The sequence below is a fragment of the Altererythrobacter sp. Z27 genome (assembly GCF_052683155.1).
Window position 1 is genome coordinate 1,717,720 of the sequence record NZ_JBQYMC010000001.1, and the last position, 20,639, is coordinate 1,738,358.

Consider the following 20,639-nt stretch of genomic DNA (forward strand, 5'->3'; position numbering starts at 1 on the left):
CGCTAGAGTTTGCCGAGGCACCACAGGAGGACCGACTTCTGTGCGTGGATGCGGTTTTCGGCCTCATCGAACACCACAGAGTGCGGGCCCTCGAACACGCTTTCGGTCACTTCCTCGCCGACATGCGCCGGGAGGCAATGCAGGAAAAGAGCATCGGGCTTCGCATGCGCCATCAAGGCATCGTTGACCTGATAGGGCGCCATCGCCGCCAGCTTGTTGTGGGTATGCTCCTGCCCCATCGACACCCAGGTATCGGTCACGAGCACGTCCGCGCCCTGCGCTGCCTCTGCAGCATCGCGGGTGAGCGTTACATTCGCACCGCCGGCGCGCGCCATCTCGACGAATTCGGGATCAGGATCGTAACCGGCAGGTGTCGCCACGCGCACGTTGAACTTCATCAGCCCCGCCGCCTCAAGGATCGAGTGCAGCACATTGTTGCCATCGCCAAACCACGCCAGTTCGAGCCCGGGCAGCGGCTTGCCGTGTTCGATCACGGTCAGGAGATCGGCGACGATCTGGCACGGGTGCGAACGATCCGTCAGGCCATTGATCACCGGAACATGGGCGTAATGCGCCATTTCCTCGACCTTGGCATGATCGTCGGTTCTCATCATGATGACATCGACCATCCGGCTGAGCACGCGCGCGGTGTCGGCAATGCTTTCGCCGCGACCGAGCTGGCTTGACGAAGAATCGAGCACCAGCGTCGATCCGCCCAGCTGGCGCATGGCGACGTCGAAGCTCACCCTTGTGCGGGTCGAGTTCTTTTCGAAAACCATCCCCAGCACATGGCCGGCCAGCGGCTGATCAGCGTCGGGTTTCCCCTTTGGCCAGCCTTGCCGCGCCGCCTTGCGATCGATCGCATCGGCAAGCATCGCGGCGAGCGCATCGCCCCCTGCATCGGAGAGGTCGAGAAAATGCCGAACCGCCATCAGCTTGTCTGCGGCAGCTCGAAGCTTGCCGCCCCCGCCGAAAGCTTTTCGAAGAATTCGTCGAACTCGGCGTCGTCCGCCACCAGCGGCGGCAGGATGCGCAGCGTGTTGTCGCCCGCGGCCACCGTCAGCAGCTGGTGGTTGTCGCGCAAATGGGCATAGAAGGGTCGGCTTTCGACCTTCATCTTCAGGCCGAGCATCAGTCCCTTGCCACGCACCAGTTCGAACAGGTCGGGATAGTTGCCGATGAACTGCTCGAGGCGACTGCGCAGCCGCTCTCCCTTGTCGCGCACTTGCGCAAGGAATTCGTCATTGGCGACAGCGTCCATCACCGCCATGCCGGCCGCCATCGCGAGCGGGTTGCCGCCATAGGTCGAGCCGTGGGTGCCGAGCCCCATGCCGCGCGCAGCCTTTTCGGTGGCGAGGCAGGCGCCCAGCGGGAAGCCGCCGCCGATCCCCTTGGCAGTCGCCAGGATGTCGGGCTCGATCCCGTATTGCTCATAGGCATAGAAAGTGCCGGTGCGCGCCACGCCGCACTGCACTTCGTCGAGCACCAGCATCAGGTCATGCTGGTCCGCCAGTTCGCGCAGCCCCTTCATGAAGCTGTCGGATGCCGGGCGGATCCCGCCTTCGCCCTGGATCGGCTCGACAAGGAAACCGGCGGTGTGCGGCCCCATCAGCGCCTTGGCGCTTTCGAGATTGTCGAACTCGGCATATTTGAACCCGGCCAGCAGCGGCGAGAAGCCGTGATGCATCTTCTCCTGGTTCGATGCGCTGATCGTCGCCATCGTGCGCCCGTGGAAGGCATTGGCGAAAGTGATCAGCTCGAACCGCGTCGTGTCGCCCTGATGCTGGTGATAGGCGCGCGCGGTCTTGATCGCGCACTCGACCGCTTCCGCGCCCGAATTGGTGAAGAACACCGTGTCGGCAAAGGTCTTGTCGACCAGCCGCTGCGCCAGCACTTCGCCTTGCGGGCTGCCATAGAGGTTCGAGACATGCATCAGCGTTTCGGCCTGGCGCTGGATCGCGCCGATCAGCCCCTCGTGCGAATGGCCCAGCAAGTTCACCGCGATCCCGCTGGCGAAATCGAGATATCGCGTCCCGTCCTCATCGATCAGGTGGCAATGCTCACCGCGCACCGGCCGTACGCCACAACGCGGATAGACGGGCATCAAGGGAGTGATCGACATTCGGGAACCTCTGGCAATTTTCGAATCGGGTAAACGAGAAATGGCGGCCCATCAGGACCGCCATCTCCGCGTCGTTTAGATGCTGGCGCCGGGTCGGTCAAACGACCGGGCCAGTCAGCTGATCAACCCTGGACGGGAACGAGGTTGACCGCCGAGTGCTTGCCTCGTCGATCGACTTCGAGGTCGAACTCATAACGCTCGCCTTCGTTGAGCCCCGAAAGGCCCGAACGTTCGACTGCACTGATGTGAACGAAAGCGTCCGGCTGGCCGTCGTCACGGACGAGGAAGCCGAAGCCCTTCATCGAGTTGAAGAACTTGACCGTGCCGGTCGCCTTCTCGCCGGTGAGCTCGCGCTGCGGCGCGGCAGGAGGTGCCGAACGCTGTGCCACGGGCACGACGTCGCCGACGATCTGCAGGTCCTGAGCGGAAACCTTTCCGCCGCGATCGACCAGGTTGAACTCCAGCTCCTGCCCTTCGGCAAGCCCTTCAAGGCCGGCGCGCTCGACAGCACTGATGTGGACGAAGATATCCTCGCCACCGCCCTCTTGCTGGATGAAGCCGAAGCCCTTCTGTCCGTTGAAGAACTTCACGACGCCCTTGCCGGTGCCAATGACCTGTGCAGGCATGCGGCTGAAACCGCCGCCACCGCCGCCACCGCCGGGCCCGCGGCCACCGCCGCCGGGTCCACGGCCACCGCCGCCACCGAACCGGTCGCCACCGCCGCCAAAGCGATCGCCACCGCCACGGTCGTCGCCGAAGCCACGTCCGCCGCCGCCAAAGCGGTCCTGTTGTCCGAAATTGTCGCGCGGAGCGAAGTTGTCACCGCCGCCGAAAGGATCGAAGCCGTCTTCGCCGAATCCGTCGCGCTTGTCCCGGCCCCGGCGGCGCCCTCTGTCGTAACCCATAACCTACTAAGTACCTTGTAACTCCGCCCGAATATCCTGGCGCCGTTGCAGTGGACGGACAAAAGCAACCGGCGCAGCAGGCATTGCGGCATAGTGCCGAACCCCCGTCTGTGAAAGCAACATAGCGCACAAAGGCGTTAGACGCGAATGATTTAACGCTTGCCGCATCTTAGGCGCATAAATGTGACATTTTCGCATTCGAATATTTGCCTCACGCCTCGCAAACCTTCCATCCGATGCGCAAAGGGGATGCCTGACGATTCCGGGCGACGCCTATTTGCGATAATCGAGTGCCGGCGGGCGATCGCCCAGCAGCGAACGATACTGGTAGTCAGGCCCGCGCGAAGCGTCGAATTCGGCCTTCGCCGCCGCCCGAAGGTCCGGATTGGTGAACAATTCGACCGCCATCAGCGCCATGGCCTTCGCGGCAACCTGCGCCCCCTTGTGCCCGATCGAATTGCCGCTGGCCGCCACCGCCTGCCAGCTATGCGCACTGGTGCCCGGGACCCAGGTGGCAGTCCGCACGCCGACAGTCGGCGTCGCCCAGGACACGTCGCCCACGTCGGTCGAGCCATAGCCGAGGCTCTTCGAATAGGGCTGGATCTCCGCCGCGCTGTCGAGCGGCTTGGCGGCATTGCCAAACGACTTCTGGATCTCGGCCGCCCATTCGCGCTCTTCCTTGGTATAGACGACGCCGCCAACCTGGCGCAGCTTCGCATCCATCACCTTGGCCAGCGCCTCATTCACCAGCAGCGGGTTGTTGCCGTGGATCACTTCCCATTCGACCTTGGTGCCGGTGCCAAGCGCAGCGCCGCGGGCGGCATCTTCAAGGCGGGCCCAGATTTCCTCGACGCCTTCCGGGCTCGGGTGGCGGACGTAATAGAAGGATTCGGCGAAGTCAGGCACCACGTTGGGAGCATTACCGCCCGAAGTGATGACATAATGCATCCGCGCCTGCTGCGGCATGTGCTCGTGCATCATGTTGGCCATCATGTTCATGGCCTCGACCCCGTCGAGCGCCGAACGCCCGCGCTCGGGCGCACCGGCGGCATGCGCCGAGATACCGGTGAAGCGGAACTTCGCCGAGCGATTGGCCAGGCTGGTGCGCGCGGCAGCGCTGTTCTCGTCATCGGCGTGCCAGTGGATAGCAATGTCGACATCGTCGAACAGGCCGGCGCGGGTCATGTAGACCTTGCCCGAGCCGCCTTCTTCGGCGGGCGTGCCATAGAGCCGGATGCGGCCCGGCGTGCCGGTCGATTCGAGCCAGTTCTTCACGGCAATGGCCGCCGTGAGTGAGCCCGCGCCGAACAGATTGTGACCGCAGGCGTGGCCCGCGCCCTTGCCTTCGACCGGATCGCGGGTTGAAGATGACGACTGGTTGATGCCCGGCAGCGCGTCCATCTCGGCCAGGATCGCGATCACCGGTCCACCCTTGCCCCATTCGGCGACGAAAGCGGTGGGAATTTCTGCGACGCCTGCTTCGATGCGGAACCCTTCCGAAGTGAGTTCTTCCATCATCAGCGCGCTCGAGCGCTCTTCGAGAAAGCCGACTTCTGCCCAATCCCACAGCTGCTGGGCGACGCGTGCGGTACGCTCCTGCTGCGCTGCAACGTCGGCGGCGGGATCGACGCCCTGCGCCGCCAGCGGGCTGGCTGCGAAGGCGGCAATGGCGATCAGGCTGGCAAATGGCTTCATCGAATCTCCCCTAGATGCGTTGCGCTTGCCGCAAACCGCGCGCCATGCCAATGCGCAAATCGATGAATGTGTCGCCAGAGTTGCTCCAGTTCGCAGGATCGTTGGTCGCCATACTTGCCCTGGCCGGGATCGCGCGTGCGCTGAAGCTGGGAGGCGAGCCCAAACTCCTGCAAGATGATGACGTGCGGCGCGCGGCTGGCGAAGCGGTTGAGGGTTTCAAACCGGTAGCGATTTCGCGCGACCGCGAAGGGCGCGGCGCTATCCTGCGCGACGCCGCCGGGCGCGTGCTGGTGCTGAAACCGCATGGCAATTTCTTCGCGGGCCGCTTGCTGGCGGCCACGGCACGGGCACGGCTGAGCAGCACCACCGCCCTCGAAATCGACAGCGGCGAGCGGCGCTACGGCAAAGTCAGCCTGGACATTGACGATGCTGCAGCTTGGGCCGAAACCGTAAATGCCCTAGGAGAAGATCGGCATGCCTGATTTTTCGCCCGTCGATTACGCTGTTCCCGGCTTCGTGGCCCTGGTTCTGGTCGAGATGATCTGGGCGCGCTTTCGCCGGCGCGAAGCCTATGAGGCGCGCGATACTCTGGTCAGCCTCGCTTTCGGGCTTGGCAGCACCGTGTCGGGCCTTTTGACCGGCGGCTTCTTTTTCTTGCTGTTCCTGTGGGCCTGGCAATTCCGCCTGTTCGACATCGGCTGGGCCTGGTGGGCATGGCCACTGTGCTTCGTGCTCGACGATCTCAAATACTACTGGGTCCACCGCGCGGGGCACCGCATTCGCTGGATGTGGGCGGCGCATGTGAACCACCATTCAAGCCAGCACTACAATCTGTCGACTGCGCTCCGGCAAACCTGGACCAATCCACTGACCTTCGGATTCCTGTTCGCGCTTCCGCTGGTGCTGCTTGGTTTCCACCCGGTCATGATCGCGATCTGCGGCGGGTTCAACCTGATCTACCAGTTCTGGATCCACACCGAAGCGATCAACCGGATGCCGCGCTGGTTCGAAGCGGTGATGAACACGCCGAGCCATCACCGCGTGCACCACGCCACCAACCCGCGCTATCTCGACCGCAACTACGCGGGCGTGTTCATCGTTTGGGACAAGATGTTCGGCACCTTTGAGCCCGAGAGCGACGAGGAAAAAATCCGCTACGGCATCATCAAGCAGCTCGGCAGTTTCAACCTGCTGTGGGCGGTGTTCCACGAATGGATCGGCATCGTGCAGGACATGTGGCGTGCGCCCTGGGGCAGCAAGCTGGGCTATCTCCTGCGCGAACCCGGCTGGACGCATGACGGCAGCCGCGAAACATCCGACATGATCCGCGCGCGCTGGCTCGCGAGCCGTGAGGAGATTTCTCCAGCCGAAATTCCAGTGGCCAATCAAAACCCGATTGCGGGACAGAGCGAGCCTGCCTAACACTCTCCTGCAAGAGGAGAGATGATGGATACTTTCGATTATATCGTGATCGGTGGCGGCAGCGCGGGGAGCGCAGTGACCGGTCGGCTGGCCGAAGACGGCACCACCAGCGTGTGCCTGCTCGAAGCGGGGGGCCGGAACAACAACTTCCTGGTGAAGACGCCGGGCTTCATGCCCTTCCTGCTCAAGAATGCGAATTACCGCTATGAGACGGTTCCGCAGAAAGGCCTGAACGGGCGGATCGGCTACCAGCCGCGCGGCAGGGGTCTTGGCGGCTCCTCCGCCATCAATGCGATGGTCTATATTCGCGGCAACCGTTTCGATTACGACAAATGGGCCGCGCTGGGCTGCACCGGCTGGGCCTATGACGACGTACTCCCCTATTTCAAGCGCAGCGAAGGCAATGTGCGGGGCGGCGACGATTACCACGGTGCGGAGGGCCCGCTTTCCGTCTCCGACCAGAAATGGCCCAACCCAACCAGCGAGGCCTTTGTCGAAAGCGCCGCGCAATTGCAGCTGCCGCGCAATGCTGATTTCAACGGCGAGCGGCAGGAAGGCTTCGGGCTCTACCAGGTCACGCAAAAGGATGGCGAACGCTGGTCCGCAGCGCGCGCCTATGTCGAACCGCTTCGCGGCAAGCCCAATCTCGACATTCGCACGGGATCGATGGTCGAAAAGCTTGTGATCGAGGAAGGTCGCGTCACGGGTGTGGCAATCAAGCGTGGCGGCAAGCGCGAAGTGGTGCAGGCGCGCCGCGGTGTGATCCTCTCTGCCGGCGCGTTCAATTCGCCGCAGATCCTGATGCTGTCAGGCATCGGGCCCGGCGAGCACCTGCAGCAGAGCGGCATCGAAGTGCTGCTCGACAAACCTGCCGTCGGCAGCGATCTGCAGGATCATATCGACTACGTTTCGGGTTGGGCGACCCAGTCGACCGAGCCTTTCGGCAATTCGCTTGCCGGAACCTGGCGGATGGTCAAGGCGATCATCGAGCACCGCCGCCAGCGCACTGGCATCATGACCACCTGTTTCGCGGAGAGCGGCGGGTTCTGGAAAGTCATGCCCGACAGCCCCGCCCCCGATGTGCAATGGCACTTCGTTCCTGCAGTTCTCGAGGACCACGGGCGAGAGAAAGTGAACGGCCATGGCTTTTCGCTCCACGCCTGCGTGCTGCGCCCCGAAAGCCGGGGAACGGTGCGGCTCAATTCGCCCAATGCGAGCGATGCGCCACGGATCGACCCCAACTTCCTCGATGACGAGCGCGACATGGCGGTGATGCGCGCAGGCGTGCGCCTGTCGCACCGGATCGTCGATGCGCCGCCGCTATCCGACTACCATCCGATCGACCGCCATCCGATCGACCTGGATGACGATGCGCAGCTTGACGAACTGATCCGCAACCGCGCGGACACGGTTTACCACCCGGTCGGAACCTGCCGGATGGGCAGCGATGCCGAGAGCGTGGTCGATACGACGCTCAAGGCACGCGGGATCGAAGGCCTGTGGATCGCCGACGCCTCGATCATGCCCCGGCTTGTGAGCGGCAACACCAACGCGCCGAGCATCATGATCGGCGAACGCTGCGCCGATTTCGTGAAGGCTGCGAGCGGCTAGAACCTACGCAATCCGTTTCCACATCGTCGCGAGCGGCACCGGTACGGCACCGTTCTCGTCGAACCATTCGCTCTCGACCTGGTAGCCGCAGGATTCGTAAAGCGGCTTGCCCGACATGGTTGCGGCCATTTCGAGCTCGCGGAAGCCTTCCTTCCGCGCGGCTTCTTCAGCCGTTTCGAGGATCAGTCGGCCAATGCCCTTACGCGTATGTTCGGGGTGGGTGTACATCGCCCGGATCCGCGCACGTTCGGTCGCGGGATCGAGCAGGCGCGGATCGCGCCCCGCCGAGTGATTGCCGCCATAGAGCGTCGCACGGCGCGACCAGCCACCGCAGCCGACCAGTTCCCCCGCTTCCTCGACGCAAAAATAGGTGCCATCCGCGATCAGTTGCAGGTCCAGCCCCATCCCGGCCCGCGATGATGCGATCTGTTCGGGCGAGAGAAAACCCTGCTGTAATTCGCCGATGGCGCGATCCATCAGTGCGGCGATCACCGCTGTGTCTTCCTGGGTGGCCACGCGAACTTCAAGCATCGATTAACTCCAAATGAAAAGGGGCGACCAATGGCCGCCCCTCTCCCTTATCCGAGTTTGCTCCCGATCAGAACTGGAAGCGTGCCCGCACATAATAGCTGCCGCCGCTGAAGCCGAACGGCGAGCGTTCGCCATACTTGGCGCCGACAATGCCGGACCACGGGTTGAGCGTGGGATAGGTGTCGAACAGGTTCTGCGCGCCAGCGGCAATTTCGAGCCCGTCGATCACTTCATAGCCCAGCTCGGCGTCAACCGTCAGCTTGGCCTTGGCGTTGATCGGCAGGGTATCGTCTTCGAGGTGAGCCTCGAAGTACTTGCCGAAGTAATTGGCGCGAAGCAGCCCGCGGACGCGGCCTTCTTCATGCGTGATGTTGAGGAAGCCCTTCCAGCGGGGCAAGCCTTCCTCAAGCTGGCGTGCACGGGTGGACGAAATGGTCGCACCCAGATTGGTGACGTCGGTCTTGGTGTAGTTCACCGCCAGCGTAGCCTTGGTCACGCCGCCTTCGGTCAGGTTGAAGCGCGTGTTCGCCACGAAGTCGATACCCTGCGTGCGGGTGTCGAAATCATTGTTGAAGAAGGCGAATGCCACGAGATCCTCGAAGCCGGTGAAGTCGGCCCGGTCGATCACGCCTGCAGCGTCAAGCTGCGTCAGCAGTTCCGCCGGCGGCGGAGTGTTGCCCGGTGCGCAGCTGGTCGTCACGCCTTCGCGATCGGCCAGGTAGCAAAGCGCCGCCGGGAAATCGATCGTCGAGGAGCGCGAGATGCGATCCTTCAGCTTGATGTTGAAGTAGTCGATCGTGAAGCTCACCGCGCCCACGTCACCCGCGATACCGAGCGTGAAGCTATCCGCCTTTTCGGGGCCAAGCGTTGGGCGCGCAAGGCCAAGACCGCCATTCGCAACGCTATCGGCGATATAGTCCGAAGCGATCAGGCCAGCTGGGCTGCTGAGCGGGAAGGTGCCTTCGTCCTGCAACTCGCCATTGGAGAACTGCGTGGTGACGTTGATCACGTTTGCCTGGCCCGCCGTCGGGACGTGGAAACCGGTCGAATAGGTGCCGCGCAGGCGGAACGCATCCGAAACCCTGTAGAGGGCACCGGCCTTCCAGGTGGTGGTGTTGCCGAAGCTCTTGGTGTCTTCGTAGCGAACCGCACCTTGCAGCGTGAGCGCATCGATCAAATCGGCTTCGACGTCCAGATAGACAGCAGTGTTGTCTTCCTTCCACGAACCGGCGCTGTTGTCGGCAAAGCCGGGGAAGCCGTTCGAACTGGTCGAGAAGCCCTGGCCGAAAGGATAGGCAGCCGTCGGCTGGGCCAGCGGGCCAAGTTCGAAGGATGCCGGGTCGCCCGCAGTGATCGTGAACTTCTCGTTGCGATGTTCGGCACCCGCGGCGACGTACACGCTGCCGCTGCCGACCGGCAGTTCGTAGCCAAGGTTAAGGTTGAAGACCTGTTCGTGCTGCGCGTAGCCGCCGGGGTTGAACTCGGTCGGCGTATTCGGGCCAAGCGAAGCGTTCACCGTGTTGCGGATCATGAAGGTCGATTTGTTGCGACCATTGCGATAGCTGAGGTCGAAATCGAGCCCGCCGAGCAGTTGCCCCTTCACGCCAGCCGCGATCGAGTAATCCTCGATGTCGCCGCCGAAGCGCGGAGTGAAGCCGCCCGGGAACATTTCGACGAAGGAGAAGCAGTTCGCGCTGGCCTGGACCGCAGCGAGAACCGTCGGATCGGGCAGCAACCCGCCGCCCGCCGTCAGCGGAATGCCGGCAGGGCAGTCGCCGGCAGTGGTGTTCGACATGTCGCCAACCAAGACGGAAGGCACGGCATTGGCTGCTGTCGAAGCCGCGCCGGTTATCGGGTCGACCAACGGGCCTTCAAACACGCCCGCACGGTTGGTCGGGTTGCGGAAGAAGAAGCCGCCATCGACATTGCGTTCGGCATAATTGCCGAACGCGTAGATCGAGACGTTCTCGGTCACGTCGAGGCCGAAATTGGCGAAGAACTTGAAATCGTCGTTGACGTTGGGTTGGCCCCAGATCTGCGCCGGATCGGCGACATCGGTATTGCCCGCAGCGATCAGAGCAGCGGCGTCATCGCGCTGCACCGAACGGACGGTGGCATCGGATTCGCCATATTCCATGCTGAGGTTGAGGAAGCCCGCATCGGTGATCGGCAGGCCGATGTTCGCGGCGATCTGGTAATTGTCGCCATCGCCTTCATAGGTCGAGCCCCACTTGCCCGAGATCTCGCCACCTTCAGCGCTGTCCTTCAGGATGAAGTTGAGCACGCCCGCGATCGCGTCCGAACCATATTGCGACGAAGCGCCGTCGCGCAACACTTCGAGCTGCTTGATCGCGATCGACGGGATCACCGAAATGTCCGGCCCCTGCGAACCGTCCGAAATGCCGCCGCCGAGGAAGGCGATGACCGAAGCGCGATGCATGCGCTTGCCGTTGACGAGAACCAGCGTGTTGTCGGGCGAGAGCCCGCGCAGATTGGCCGGACGCACCAGCGTCGCCGCGTCCGAAATCGGCTGCGTGCTGACGTTGAACGAAGGAACCGAGATGCGCAGCGCATTGCCGATGTCATTGTCGGCCTGGTTGCTGAGTTCGGCACCCGAAACGATATCGACCGGCGCGACAGTGTCTGCGGCGGAACGATCCGCCTGGCGCGTGCCGGTTACGATGATCCGCGGAGCTTCCGCCCCGTCACCATTGGCATCCTGCGCCATTGCCGGGGTCGCCACGGTCATTGCCGCTGCGCCACACAAAAGGACCGAGCGGTACGTGGCCCGCATGGGGTTCCTGATTTCCATCGCCTTATCTCCCTGAATTACCACCATGGATAGGAGAATCGTGGAAAGGGCACATGGAGGCAAGGCCCTTGTCCCGAAGGACATTCCGTCGGCTTTTCACTGTCACACTGCTGCAACACAGAAAAAAGGGGCCGGAGCGGCTGGCTCCGGCCCTCATAGGCTTTACGTTCGCAGGAGGAACGTGGTGAGGCGGGGGGAAGGTGAGAGAGGAGAGAAGTTCCTGCCCCCCGCCAAGCTTGGTACTTCTTGATGGTCGCGTCGCGAAAGGCGAAGCCCGGGCTCCACCTTTCGCGTGACGCTCCCTCAGTTGTAGGCGCGCTCTCCGTGTTCGGAGATGTCGAGGCCGTTGACTTCGGACTCTTCATCAACCCGCAGGCCGATCGTGTACTTGACGGCCAGGCCGGCGATCAGAGTGCCGATGGCAGCCCAGGCGATTGCCACTACCACCGCGATGACCTGGATGTTGACCTGCGCCATCATGCTTTCTGCAGCACCGTTGCCCGGGCCGTTGAACAGCGTGTTGACGAAGCCGGTGCCAACCGCGCCGACGATGCCGCCGATGCCGTGGATACCGAAAGCGTCGAGCGAGTCGTCATAGCCCAGCTTCGGCTTGAGCTTGGCCACCGCGAAGTAGCAGACCAGCGAAGCGACGATGCCCAGCACAACCGCGCCGAACGGGCCCGAGTTGCCGGCTGCAGGCGTGACCGCCACAAGACCGGCGATGATGCCCGAACAGAAGCCCAGTGCCGAACCCTTGTGGCCCATCAGCTTCTCGATCACCATCCAGGCGAGGCCGCCAGCCGCCGTGGCGACGAAGGTGTTGATCATGGCGAGGCCAGCGAAACCGTCGGCTTCGAGCTCCGACCCGGCGTTGAAGCCGAACCAGCCCACCCACAGAAGGCCCGTGCCGACCATGGTCAGCGTGAGACTGTGCGGCGGCATCGGCTCGGTCGGATAGCCTTTGCGCTTGCCCAGCAAATAGGCGAGCACCAGGCCCGAGACACCCGCATTGATGTGCACCACAGTGCCACCGGCGAAGTCGAGCGCGCCCATTTCGAACAGCAGGCCGCCGCCCGCCCACACCATGTGCGCGATCGGGAAATAGACGATCGTCAGCCAGATGATGGTGAACAGCATGGTGGCCGAGAACTTCATGCGTTCAGCCGTTGCGCCCAGCACGAGCGCAGCGGTGATCGCGGCGAAGGTCATCTGGAAGCTGACGAAGACATATTCGCTGATCACTTCGTCAGAGAAGGTCGCCGCCGTCGTATCGGGCGTAACCGACGAGAGGAAATAGCTGCCCGTGCTGAAGAACTGGCCGAGCGTGCCTTCGATCGCAGTCGGTCCGAATGCGAGCGAATAGCCCCACATGATCCACACGAGCATGGCCAGCGCCGCAACGGCGCCGACCTGAGTCATGGTCGAAAGCATGTTCTTGCTGCGGGTCAGGCCGCCATAGAACAGCGCGAGGCCCGGCAGGATCATGAGCATCACCAAAACGGTGGCAGTCATCATCCATGCGTTGTTGCCCGGGTTGGGGACCGCCGCTGCGGCCTCGACGACTTCTTCCGGAACTGCGGCTGCAGCTTCCGCGGCGACCTCGGCTACAGCCTCGGCAGCTTCTTGCGCCAATGCGGCCGTTGCAGCGAACATCGTCGCTCCAAACGCGCCGACGCTTTTGATCATTGTGCGGATCATTGTGTTGGTACCCCTCATGAGCCTAGAGCGCCGTGTCGCCGGTTTCGCCGGTGCGAATCCGGGTGGCGGAAGCAAGGTCGAGCACGAAAATCTTGCCATCTCCGATGGCATCGGTGCTGGCGGTTTGCTGGATGGTTTCGACCACTTGAGCGGCGATGTCGTCGCTCGCGGCAATTTCGATCTTCACCTTCGGCAGCATATTGGTCGAATATTCGGCCCCGCGGTAAATTTCGGTCTGGCCCTTTTGACGGCCGAAGCCTTTCACCTCGGACACGGTCATGCCGGCGACGCCGATGTTGCCCAGCGCTTCGCGGACCTCATCGAGCTTGAACGGTTTGATTACGGCGATGATGAACTTCATCTCTGCCCCCTACTGCTTACCGGGCGCTTCCCGGCTGTGCAGGTGCAGCAAAAGCCGTGCCAACTCGGCTAACTATCCGGAATCCGAAGCGGAGGGCGCTCAATCAACCTGCCCTCCATTCGGGCAGAATGAGATATGTTGCCTATTTATTAATCTCTGGATTATTTTTTAGGCAGAACGAGCCGGGCCCAGACAGGCAGGTGATCCGATGCCTGAGCCGCCATCGCGCTGTGGTGCACCCCGCTGGCGATATAATCCCAGTCAGGCGTGGTCACGATCCGGTCGAGCGGCGCGATCGGGCGGCGTGCCGGATAGCTCGCTCCGGGGGTGATTTGCTGCCACGCGACCCCGAAGGCGCGCATTGCACCGGTCAGCCTGCCCCACTGGTTGAAGTCGCCCATGATCACCGTCGGGAGGCGCGGGCGCGCGGCACAATGGCCAAGCATGGCATGGACCTGGTCCCGCCGCCTGATACCCGAGATATCGAGATGCGCGCCAAGGATGCGCAGTGGCCGGCCTTCGAGCTCCAGCTCGCCCATTACCGCGCCGCGCGGCTCGAGCGTGGGAAGGTGCAATGCTTCGGACAGGGTGCAATCAATGTCGCGCCGCACGAGCAGCGCATTTCCATGCCAGCCGAGGCTGCGCGGCCGCTCCGACACGGCAAGCGGCCGCCAATGCGTGTCGTCGAGCATGGCACGGGGCAGCACCGCAGCGCGCTGGCCGAACCGCCGGTCGGCTTCCTGCAGCGCGATGATATCGGCATCAAGCTCGCGCAATACGGTGATGATACGGTCCGGGTCGCGGCGCCCGTCCAAGCCAACGGCCTTATGGATATTGTAGCTGGCGAAAGTCAGCTCCACCCGCCGCGCCCGCTAGTCACCCGCGATGTAGCGGTCGGTGGCGCGGGTCGGCAGCCCGTCGATGCTGCTGATGCGGAGCGACATCTTGGCCGCCCATTCGGCAGGGTTGGCCTGGGCATGCGCCTTTTTCAGCGTCTGCCGCTCTTCCTGGAACTCCATGAAGGGGACGCCCCAGCCGCAGCTCGTCTGTACGCTCTCAACATCGATCACGAAAATCTGCCGTGTGCCGGGCAACAGCGTGAAACGCGCCGCCAACGCTTCCCATTCATCGTCCTGCGGCAGAACCGCGCGCCCACCCCCGTAGATGCGCAGGATCAGCGCGGGCTGCTGGAAATTGCAGAACATGATGGTGATGCGCCCATCGGCGGCAAGGTGCGCATGGGTTTCGTTGCCTGAGCCGCCAAGGTCGAGATAGGCCACCTGTGTCGGGGACAGAACGCGAAAGGCGTCATAGCCCTTGGGGCTCAGATTGATGCGCCCGTCCGCGGCCGCCGTGGCGACGAAGAAGACGGGCTGCTGCCGGATCATCGTGACATGCTTGTCTTCCAGCGCGTCGAAGAAATCGGCCATCAGAGGAAATCCCGCAGCGTCTGCATGAAGCGGTCGAACTGGTCATGATGGAGCCAGTGCCCGGCCTTCTCGAACTCGATCACCTCGGCATTGTTGAAATATTTGATGCGGCCGTCCTTCTCCGGGTTCGAAGCCCAACTGTCCGCACCATAGAGCAGCAAGGTGGGGCTGGTGATCGCGTCCCAGGTCTGCTGGAGAAACTCGTCAGCAATGTCCTCGACGCCCCAGATGTTGAGATGCGGATCGAACTTCCAACTGAAGGTGCCATCCTCATTGCGGTTGACGCCGTGGATGGTGAGATGCCGCGCCTGCTCCTCGGTGAGGTAGGAATTCTCCTCGATCATGCGTGCGAAGGCATCCTCGATCGAGGCATATTTGCGCGGGTTGCGGCCAGAAGCCGCACGCTTCTTGCCGATCCATTCAGCGAAACGTTCGGGATAGGGTCTGGCGCGCATCTCTTCCTGCCGCGCAGGGCTTGGCCCCAGCCCCTCGATCGCAACGATCTTCCTGACCATCTCGGGGAACACGCCGGCATATCGCAGCGCCACATTGCCGCCCATCGAATGGCTGACAATCGTCACCGGCCCCACATCGAGCTGGTGTATGAACTGTGCCAGGTCATACACCATATCATTGGCCTGGTAGTTCCCGTCCGAAACCCAGTCGCTGTCGCCGTGGCCACGGTGGTCCATCGCGACGACATGCCAGTCCGCGCAGAGCGCCTCGGCCGTCCAGTCCCAGCTGCGCGCATGGTCGCGCCCGCCATGGACGAGCACCAGCGGCGGTTTGCCCCGATTGCCCCAATCGACGTAATTCAGCCGCAGCCGCTGCGAGATGAAGGTCTGGTTGGTGGGTCCGGTGCCGTTCATGCCGCATCCATGCCGTGAAGCAGGGCGGCCTGCAAGCCTACCGTTCCTTGGTCGCCGAGAAGGTAAGCTCGGGGTTCTTCTCAACCTGGTAGCTCACGTCCCACGGGCTCTTGGCCATGAACACAAGGTCGCCGTCGCGGTCGCGCGCCAAATTTGCGCGGTTGAAGTCCGCAAAGCCCTTCAGCGCCGCATCCGCTCCCTTGAGCCAGCGCGCGGTGGCAAAGGGCGAGGCCTCGAGCGCGGCTTCGACTTTATATTCCGCCTCGAGCCGGCTGATCAGCACTTCGAGCTGCAGCTGCCCGACCACGCCGACGATCCATTGCGCGCCGATTTCCGGGTAGAACACCTGGATCACGCCTTCTTCGGAAAGGTCGTCGAGCGCCTTGCGCAGCTGCTTGGTCTTGGTCGGATCCTTCAGCACCACGCGGCGCAGGATTTCCGGCGCGAAATTGGGCAGGCCGGTGAAGCGGAGCTGGTTCTTCTCGCTCAGCGTATCGCCCACCCGCAGCGTGCCATGGTTGGGAATGCCGATGATGTCGCCCGCTTCGGCGGTATCGGCCAGTTCGCGGTCTTGAGCGAAGAACAGGATCGGCGAATGCACCGCGATCGGCTTGCCGAGGCCCGAAGGCGTCAGCTTCATGCCGCGCTTGAACGTGCCCGAGACCATCCGCATGAAAGCGATCCGGTCGCGGTGGTTGGGGTCCATGTTCGCCTGCACCTTGAAGATGAAGCCGGTCACTTCATCGCGCGTCGGCGGGATCTGCTCGTCACCGGCGGGCTGCGGCCGCGGCGGCGGCGCGAAGCGCGCGATCGCATCGATCAGTTCGCTGACGCCGAAATTCTTCAGCGCCGAACCGAAATAGACCGGGGTCAGATCGCCATTGCGATAGGCCTCAAGGTCGAACTCCGGATATCCGGCCTGCGCCAGCTCGATCTCTTCGGCGAATTCGTCCGGGATCGCAGCATTCTCGTCGCGCGTACCGAGATATTCCTTCGACGGGCCTTCGGGGCGGCTGATCGCTCCACTGGCGAAGTCGAGTATGCCTTCGAAGCGGCCACCCATGCCGACCGGCCAGCTTTGCGGCGACACGTCGAGCGCGAGCATATCGGCCACTTCATCGAGCAGTTCGAAGCACTCGCGGCCTTCGCGATCGACCTTGTTGACGAAAGTGATGATGGGAACCGAACGCAGGCGGCAGACTTCGAACAGCTTGCGCGTCTGCGGCTCTATGCCCTTGGCCGCGTCGATCACCATGATGGCGGAATCGACCGCAGTCAGCGTACGATAGGTGTCTTCCGAGAAGTCTTCGTGCCCCGGCGTATCGAGCAGGTTGAAAGTGATCGTCTCGCGCCCGGAGTCCGTCTCGAACTCCTTCTCGAAGGTCATCACGCTGGAAGTGACCGAGATACCGCGCTGCTGCTCGATCTTCATCCAGTCTGAGCGTGCGCGGCGAGCCTGCCCGCGTGCCTTGACCTCGCCCGCAAGATGGATCGCGCCGCCTTGCAGCAGCAGCTTTTCGGTCAGCGTTGTCTTGCCCGCGTCAGGGTGCGAGATGATCGCGAAGGTGCGTCGATTGGACATATGTGGTCGACCTGCGCGGACTAGCCGCGCAGTTCCGCCCCCTGCTTGGCCGCCGCCGCTACGATCGCCTCGGAAATGGCCTTGAGGTCGGCATCCTTATAGCTCGCCTGCTGCGGCTGCAGCGTCACTTCGATCGCGACCGACTTCTTGCCCTCGGGGACGCCCTGCCCTGCGAACACATCGAACACGCGCGCGTCGACGATGTTCGCCCTGTCGGCACCCTTTACCGCACGCACCAGCTCGCCCGCGGCCAGACCTGCCGGAACGACGAAGGCAAAATCGCGCGTCACCGCCTGAAGCGTGGGCGGCGCATAGGCGCTGCGCGCAAACGAACCCCCGCCCTTCCTGGGCGGAATCGCATCGAGGAAGATTTCGACCGCCGCCACCGGCCCGTCGATATCGAAGGCCTTGCAGGTCGCAGGATGCAGCATGCCGAAACGCGCAAGCACGTTCTTGGGCCCGAGCCGCAAGGTCGCCGACTGGCCGGGATGGAATTGCACACCAGCCTCACCCATCACCATCAGGTTCTGGACCGGCGCCCCGGCAATCTCGAGCAACGCCATCGCCTCGGCCTTGGCGTCATAGGCATCGAACTTCGTTGCCTTGCCACTCGACCAGCCGCGCGCTGTCTTCTCGCCCGCCAGCACAGCCCCCAGCGTCGGCTTTTCGTCGCTTGCCCCGCCTTGTCCGCGGAAATAGCGGCGCCCGATCTCGAACAGCCGCAAGCCATCGGCCCCGCGATCGAGATTGCGCTTGGCCGCGCTGATCAGCCCCGGCAGCAGCGAAGGGCGCATCGCCTTCATGTCTTCGCTGATCGGGTTCTCAAGCACCCAAAGCTGCGAGCCATCGGCGAAATGCGCGGCGTCGTCAGTGGGCAAGAAGGACCAGGTCACCGCTTCGTTGAGGCCTCGCGCCGCTGCAGCACGGCGCAACTTGCGCTCGATCGCCTGTTGCGGCGTTGCGGTCGGCCTCGCGACCCCGTCCGCCCGAGACAGAGCAACGCTTGCCACCTTGTCGAGCCCGTGGATGCGGACGATTTCTTCGACGAGGTCTGCCGCGCCCTCGATGTCGTGGCGGCGCAGCGGACAAGTTACCTGCCAGTCGGCCGAAACCTTGAAATCGAGGCTTTCGAGAATGCGGCGCTGCTCGGCTTCGGGCACGTCGATACCACCCAGCTGCGCGGTGAGTGACGGATCGAATGCGACCAGCTTCGGCTCGGCAGGCGGCGTACCTGCCTGCACCTTTTCGCTCGCGGTTCCTCCCGCATGTTCGACGATCAGCGCGGTCAGCAGATCGAGCCCGTCATCGAGGAAGGCGGGATCGACGCCGCGCTCGAAGCGTGTGCGCGCATCGGATGTCAGCCCCAATGCACGGCCTGTCGCACCGATCCGCGCCGGATCGAAATAGGCGATTTCGAGCAGCACATCGGTCGTGCCTTCGCTCACGCCCGAATGCTCGCCGCCCATGATGCCGGCGATGTCGTGCACCTGCCGCTCATCGGCGATCACCGTCATGCTGCCGTCGAGCGTGTAGGTCTTCTCATTGAGCGCGAGCACCTGCTCGCCATCATTTGCCCGCCGCGCCACTGCCGCGCCGTTCAGCTTGGCAAGGTCATAGGCGTGCGCCGGGCGGCCATATGCGAGCATCAAGTAATTGGTCAGGTCGACCAGCAATGAAATCGGGCGCTGCCCCGCGCTGATCAGCCGCTGCTGCAACCATTCGGGCGAGACGCCATTGGTGACGCCCGTGACGACGCGGCCATAGAAAGCCGGGCACCCTTCCGGATCGTCGGTGCGGATTTCGACCGGGCAAGCGCCCTTTGTTTCGAAGCCCGGGATCGCGATCGGCTTGAGCGTGCCCATGCCCGCTGCGGCCAGGTCGCGCGCAATGCCATATACCCCCATGCAATCGGGGCGATTGGGCGTAATTGCCACGTCGAGCACCGGCGAAGCGCCGTGATATTCGGCGAAGCTGGTGCCAACCGGAGCATCTTCAGGCAATTCGATGATGCCATCGTGCTCGTCGCCCAGTTCGAGCTCGCGCACCGAGCACATCATTCCGTTCGATTCGACCCCGCGGATCGCGCTCTTGCGCAATTCCATGCCGTTTGCAGGAACGACCGCGCCGGGCAGGCCCAGCACGCCCTTCATCCCTGCGCGGGCGTTGGGCGCACCGCAGACGACCTGCAGCGGGTCGCCCTCGCCGGTATCGACAGTCAGCACGCGCAGCTTGTCGGCATCGGGATGCTGGACCGCAGTCAGCACCTTGGCGACGCGGAAACCGGCGAGCCTTTCGGCCGGGTCCTCGATCCCTTCGACTTCGATCCCGATCCGGTTAAGCGCAGCCGCGATCTCCTGCACCGATGCTTCGGTGTCGAGATGGTCCTTGAGCCAGGTCAGCGAGAACTTCATGAACGCGCTCCCACACCTGCGGAGAGCGTCGGCTGGTCGAGATGCGAAAAGCCGTATTGGTTCAGCCAACGCACATCGCCGTCGAAGAAAGCGCGCAGATCGTCCATGCCGTATTTGAGCATGGCGAGCCGGTCGACGCCTACGCCGAAGGCAAAGCCCTGCCATTCGTCGGGATCGAGCCCGGCGAACTCGATCACGCGGCGGTTCACCATGCCGCTACCGAGCAGTTCCATCCAGCCGTGCCCCGGCGCATCTCCGTCGCCGCCCAGCACGCGGCGGCCATCGACCACTTCGAAGCCGACATCGACTTCGACCGAAGGCTCGGTGAAGGGGAAATATGACGGGCGCAGGCGCAACACGATGTCGTCACGCTCGAAGAAGGCCTTGAGGAAGGTCTCCAGCGTCCACTTGAGGTGGCCAAGGTGGATGTCGCGATCGATCACCAGCCCTTCGACCTGGTGGAACATCGGCGTGTGCGTCGCGTCGCTGTCGCTGCGATAGACGCGGCCCGGCGCGATAATGCGGATCGGGGCGCCCTGGGCCACCATGCTGCGGATCTGCACCGGCGATGTGTGCGTGCGCAGCAGCATGCGTCCTTTTGGGCCTACCGCTTCGCTGCTTGAGGCCGCAGCGCCTTCGCCGTGCCCATCGGGGAAATAGAAGGTGTCGTGCATCGCGCGCGCAGGATGGCTTTCATCCATGTTGAGCGCAGTGAAATTGTGCCAGTCGTCTTCGATTTCGGGGCCGGTCGCGACCGCGAAACCCATGTCGGCGAAGATTTCCGCGAGTTCGTCCATCACCTGGCTGACCGGGTGCACCGATCCGCGCGCAGCTTCGGGCGCGGGCAGAGTGAGATCGAGCCGTTCATTGGCCAGCTGCGCTTCGAGTTCAGCCGCTTCGAGCGCGTTCTTCCGGGCGGTGAGCGCGTCGGTCACCTCGGCGCGGATCGCCTGGATCGCGGGAGCGGCCTGCTGCCGCTCTTCGGGCGGCATCGCACCCAGCGTCTTGAGCGCCAGGCTTACCCAGCCCTTCTTGCCCAGCGCCGCCACGCGCAGTTCCTCGAGCGCATCGAGCGTATGCGCTGCGGCGATCGCGGCCAGCGTGGCCTCTTTCTGTGTGGTCGGTTCGGTCATGGTATCGGATTCACTATCGGAGGCGCCCCGCTAGCGGCAAATGGCCGCCAAGGCAAA

The 20,639-nt window shown here is 63.5% G+C and carries 17 protein-coding genes; 3 read left to right on the forward strand and 14 right to left on the reverse strand.

Going from position 1 to position 20,639, the window contains the following annotated elements; translation table 11 throughout:
• Positions 1-2: 2 nt before the first annotated feature.
• The 4 genes from argF to ACUJ47_RS08435 all read right to left on the reverse strand — a co-directional run bounded on the left by argF (position 3) and on the right by ACUJ47_RS08435 (position 4,722).
• Complete coding sequence (argF, locus tag ACUJ47_RS08420) at positions 3-932, reverse strand: ornithine carbamoyltransferase (RefSeq protein WP_445537961.1); 930 nt, start codon at positions 930-932, stop codon at positions 3-5.
• The gene (locus ACUJ47_RS08425; protein WP_354143779.1) at positions 932-2,122 is read right to left on the reverse strand and encodes an aspartate aminotransferase family protein; all 1,191 of its coding nucleotides are present in this window, start codon (positions 2,120-2,122) and stop codon (positions 932-934) included. Before ACUJ47_RS08425 ends, argF begins: the two co-directional genes overlap by 1 nt.
• Positions 2,123-2,244: 122 nt before the next feature.
• Entirely contained in the window at positions 2,245-3,027 is a 783-nt protein-coding gene (locus tag ACUJ47_RS08430) for a cold-shock protein (RefSeq protein WP_445537962.1), read from the reverse strand.
• Positions 3,028-3,300: 273 nt separating this feature from the next.
• A complete protein-coding gene (locus ACUJ47_RS08435; protein WP_445537963.1) occupies positions 3,301-4,722 on the reverse strand; it encodes an amidohydrolase in 1,422 nt (473 codons plus the stop codon).
• A gap of 62 nt (positions 4,723-4,784) precedes the next feature.
• Here ACUJ47_RS08435 and ACUJ47_RS08440 point away from each other — a divergent pair, with 62 nt between their 5' ends.
• From ACUJ47_RS08440 to ACUJ47_RS08450, 3 genes are read left to right on the forward strand one after another with little or no spacing between them, the layout of a single operon-like run.
• On the forward strand, positions 4,785-5,204 hold the full coding sequence (locus ACUJ47_RS08440; protein WP_445537964.1) for a hypothetical protein: 420 nt from the start codon (positions 4,785-4,787) through the stop codon (positions 5,202-5,204).
• Positions 5,197-6,144 (forward strand): sterol desaturase family protein, encoded by a 948-nt coding sequence (locus ACUJ47_RS08445; protein ID WP_445537965.1) that lies wholly within the window; start codon positions 5,197-5,199, stop codon positions 6,142-6,144. The genes ACUJ47_RS08440 and ACUJ47_RS08445 overlap by 8 nt, the downstream gene beginning before the upstream one ends.
• Before the next feature lie 24 nt (positions 6,145-6,168).
• Positions 6,169-7,755 carry a GMC family oxidoreductase gene (locus ACUJ47_RS08450; protein WP_445537966.1) on the forward strand — a complete coding sequence of 529 codons (1,587 nt, stop codon included), beginning with the start codon at positions 6,169-6,171 and terminating at the stop codon, positions 7,753-7,755.
• A 3-nt stretch (positions 7,756-7,758) separates the two neighbouring features.
• On the opposite strand, the gene ACUJ47_RS08455 is transcribed toward ACUJ47_RS08450, so the two are convergent.
• The 10 genes from ACUJ47_RS08455 to pheS all read right to left on the reverse strand — a co-directional run bounded on the left by ACUJ47_RS08455 (position 7,759) and on the right by pheS (position 20,582).
• Positions 7,759-8,286, reverse strand: a complete 528-nt coding sequence (locus ACUJ47_RS08455) for a GNAT family N-acetyltransferase (RefSeq protein WP_445537967.1) — start codon at positions 8,284-8,286, stop codon at positions 7,759-7,761.
• Between the two features lie 67 nt (positions 8,287-8,353).
• Entirely contained in the window at positions 8,354-11,035 is a 2,682-nt protein-coding gene (locus ACUJ47_RS08460; protein WP_445537968.1) for a TonB-dependent receptor plug domain-containing protein, read from the reverse strand.
• 366 nt (positions 11,036-11,401) lie between these two features.
• On the reverse strand, positions 11,402-12,796 hold the full coding sequence (locus tag ACUJ47_RS08465; protein WP_445537969.1) for an ammonium transporter: 1,395 nt from the start codon (positions 12,794-12,796) through the stop codon (positions 11,402-11,404).
• Positions 12,797-12,818: 22 nt separating this feature from the next.
• Complete coding sequence (locus tag ACUJ47_RS08470) at positions 12,819-13,157, reverse strand: P-II family nitrogen regulator (RefSeq protein WP_354143770.1); 339 nt, start codon at positions 13,155-13,157, stop codon at positions 12,819-12,821.
• Positions 13,158-13,318: 161 nt separating this feature from the next.
• On the reverse strand, positions 13,319-14,017 hold the full coding sequence (locus ACUJ47_RS08475) for an endonuclease/exonuclease/phosphatase family protein (protein ID WP_445537970.1): 699 nt from the start codon (positions 14,015-14,017) through the stop codon (positions 13,319-13,321).
• 12 nt (positions 14,018-14,029) lie between these two features.
• Positions 14,030-14,587, reverse strand: coding sequence for a pyridoxamine 5'-phosphate oxidase family protein (locus tag ACUJ47_RS08480; protein ID WP_445537971.1), 558 nt, complete (start codon positions 14,585-14,587; stop codon positions 14,030-14,032).
• Positions 14,587-15,456, reverse strand: a complete 870-nt coding sequence (locus tag ACUJ47_RS08485; protein WP_445537972.1) for an alpha/beta fold hydrolase — start codon at positions 15,454-15,456, stop codon at positions 14,587-14,589. The genes ACUJ47_RS08480 and ACUJ47_RS08485 overlap by 1 nt, the downstream gene beginning before the upstream one ends.
• 37 nt (positions 15,457-15,493) lie before the next feature.
• Positions 15,494-17,038: a peptide chain release factor 3 gene (locus tag ACUJ47_RS08490; RefSeq protein WP_445537973.1), complete on the reverse strand. Its 1,545-nt coding sequence runs from the start codon at positions 17,036-17,038 to the stop codon at positions 15,494-15,496.
• 20 nt (positions 17,039-17,058) lie between these two features.
• Complete coding sequence (gene pheT, locus ACUJ47_RS08495; RefSeq protein ID WP_445537974.1) at positions 17,059-19,449, reverse strand: phenylalanine--tRNA ligase subunit beta; 2,391 nt, start codon at positions 19,447-19,449, stop codon at positions 17,059-17,061.
• A complete protein-coding gene (gene pheS, locus ACUJ47_RS08500) occupies positions 19,446-20,582 on the reverse strand; it encodes a phenylalanine--tRNA ligase subunit alpha (protein WP_445537975.1) in 1,137 nt (378 codons plus the stop codon). Before pheS ends, pheT begins: the two co-directional genes overlap by 4 nt.
• Between the last annotated feature and the right edge of the window lie 57 nt (positions 20,583-20,639).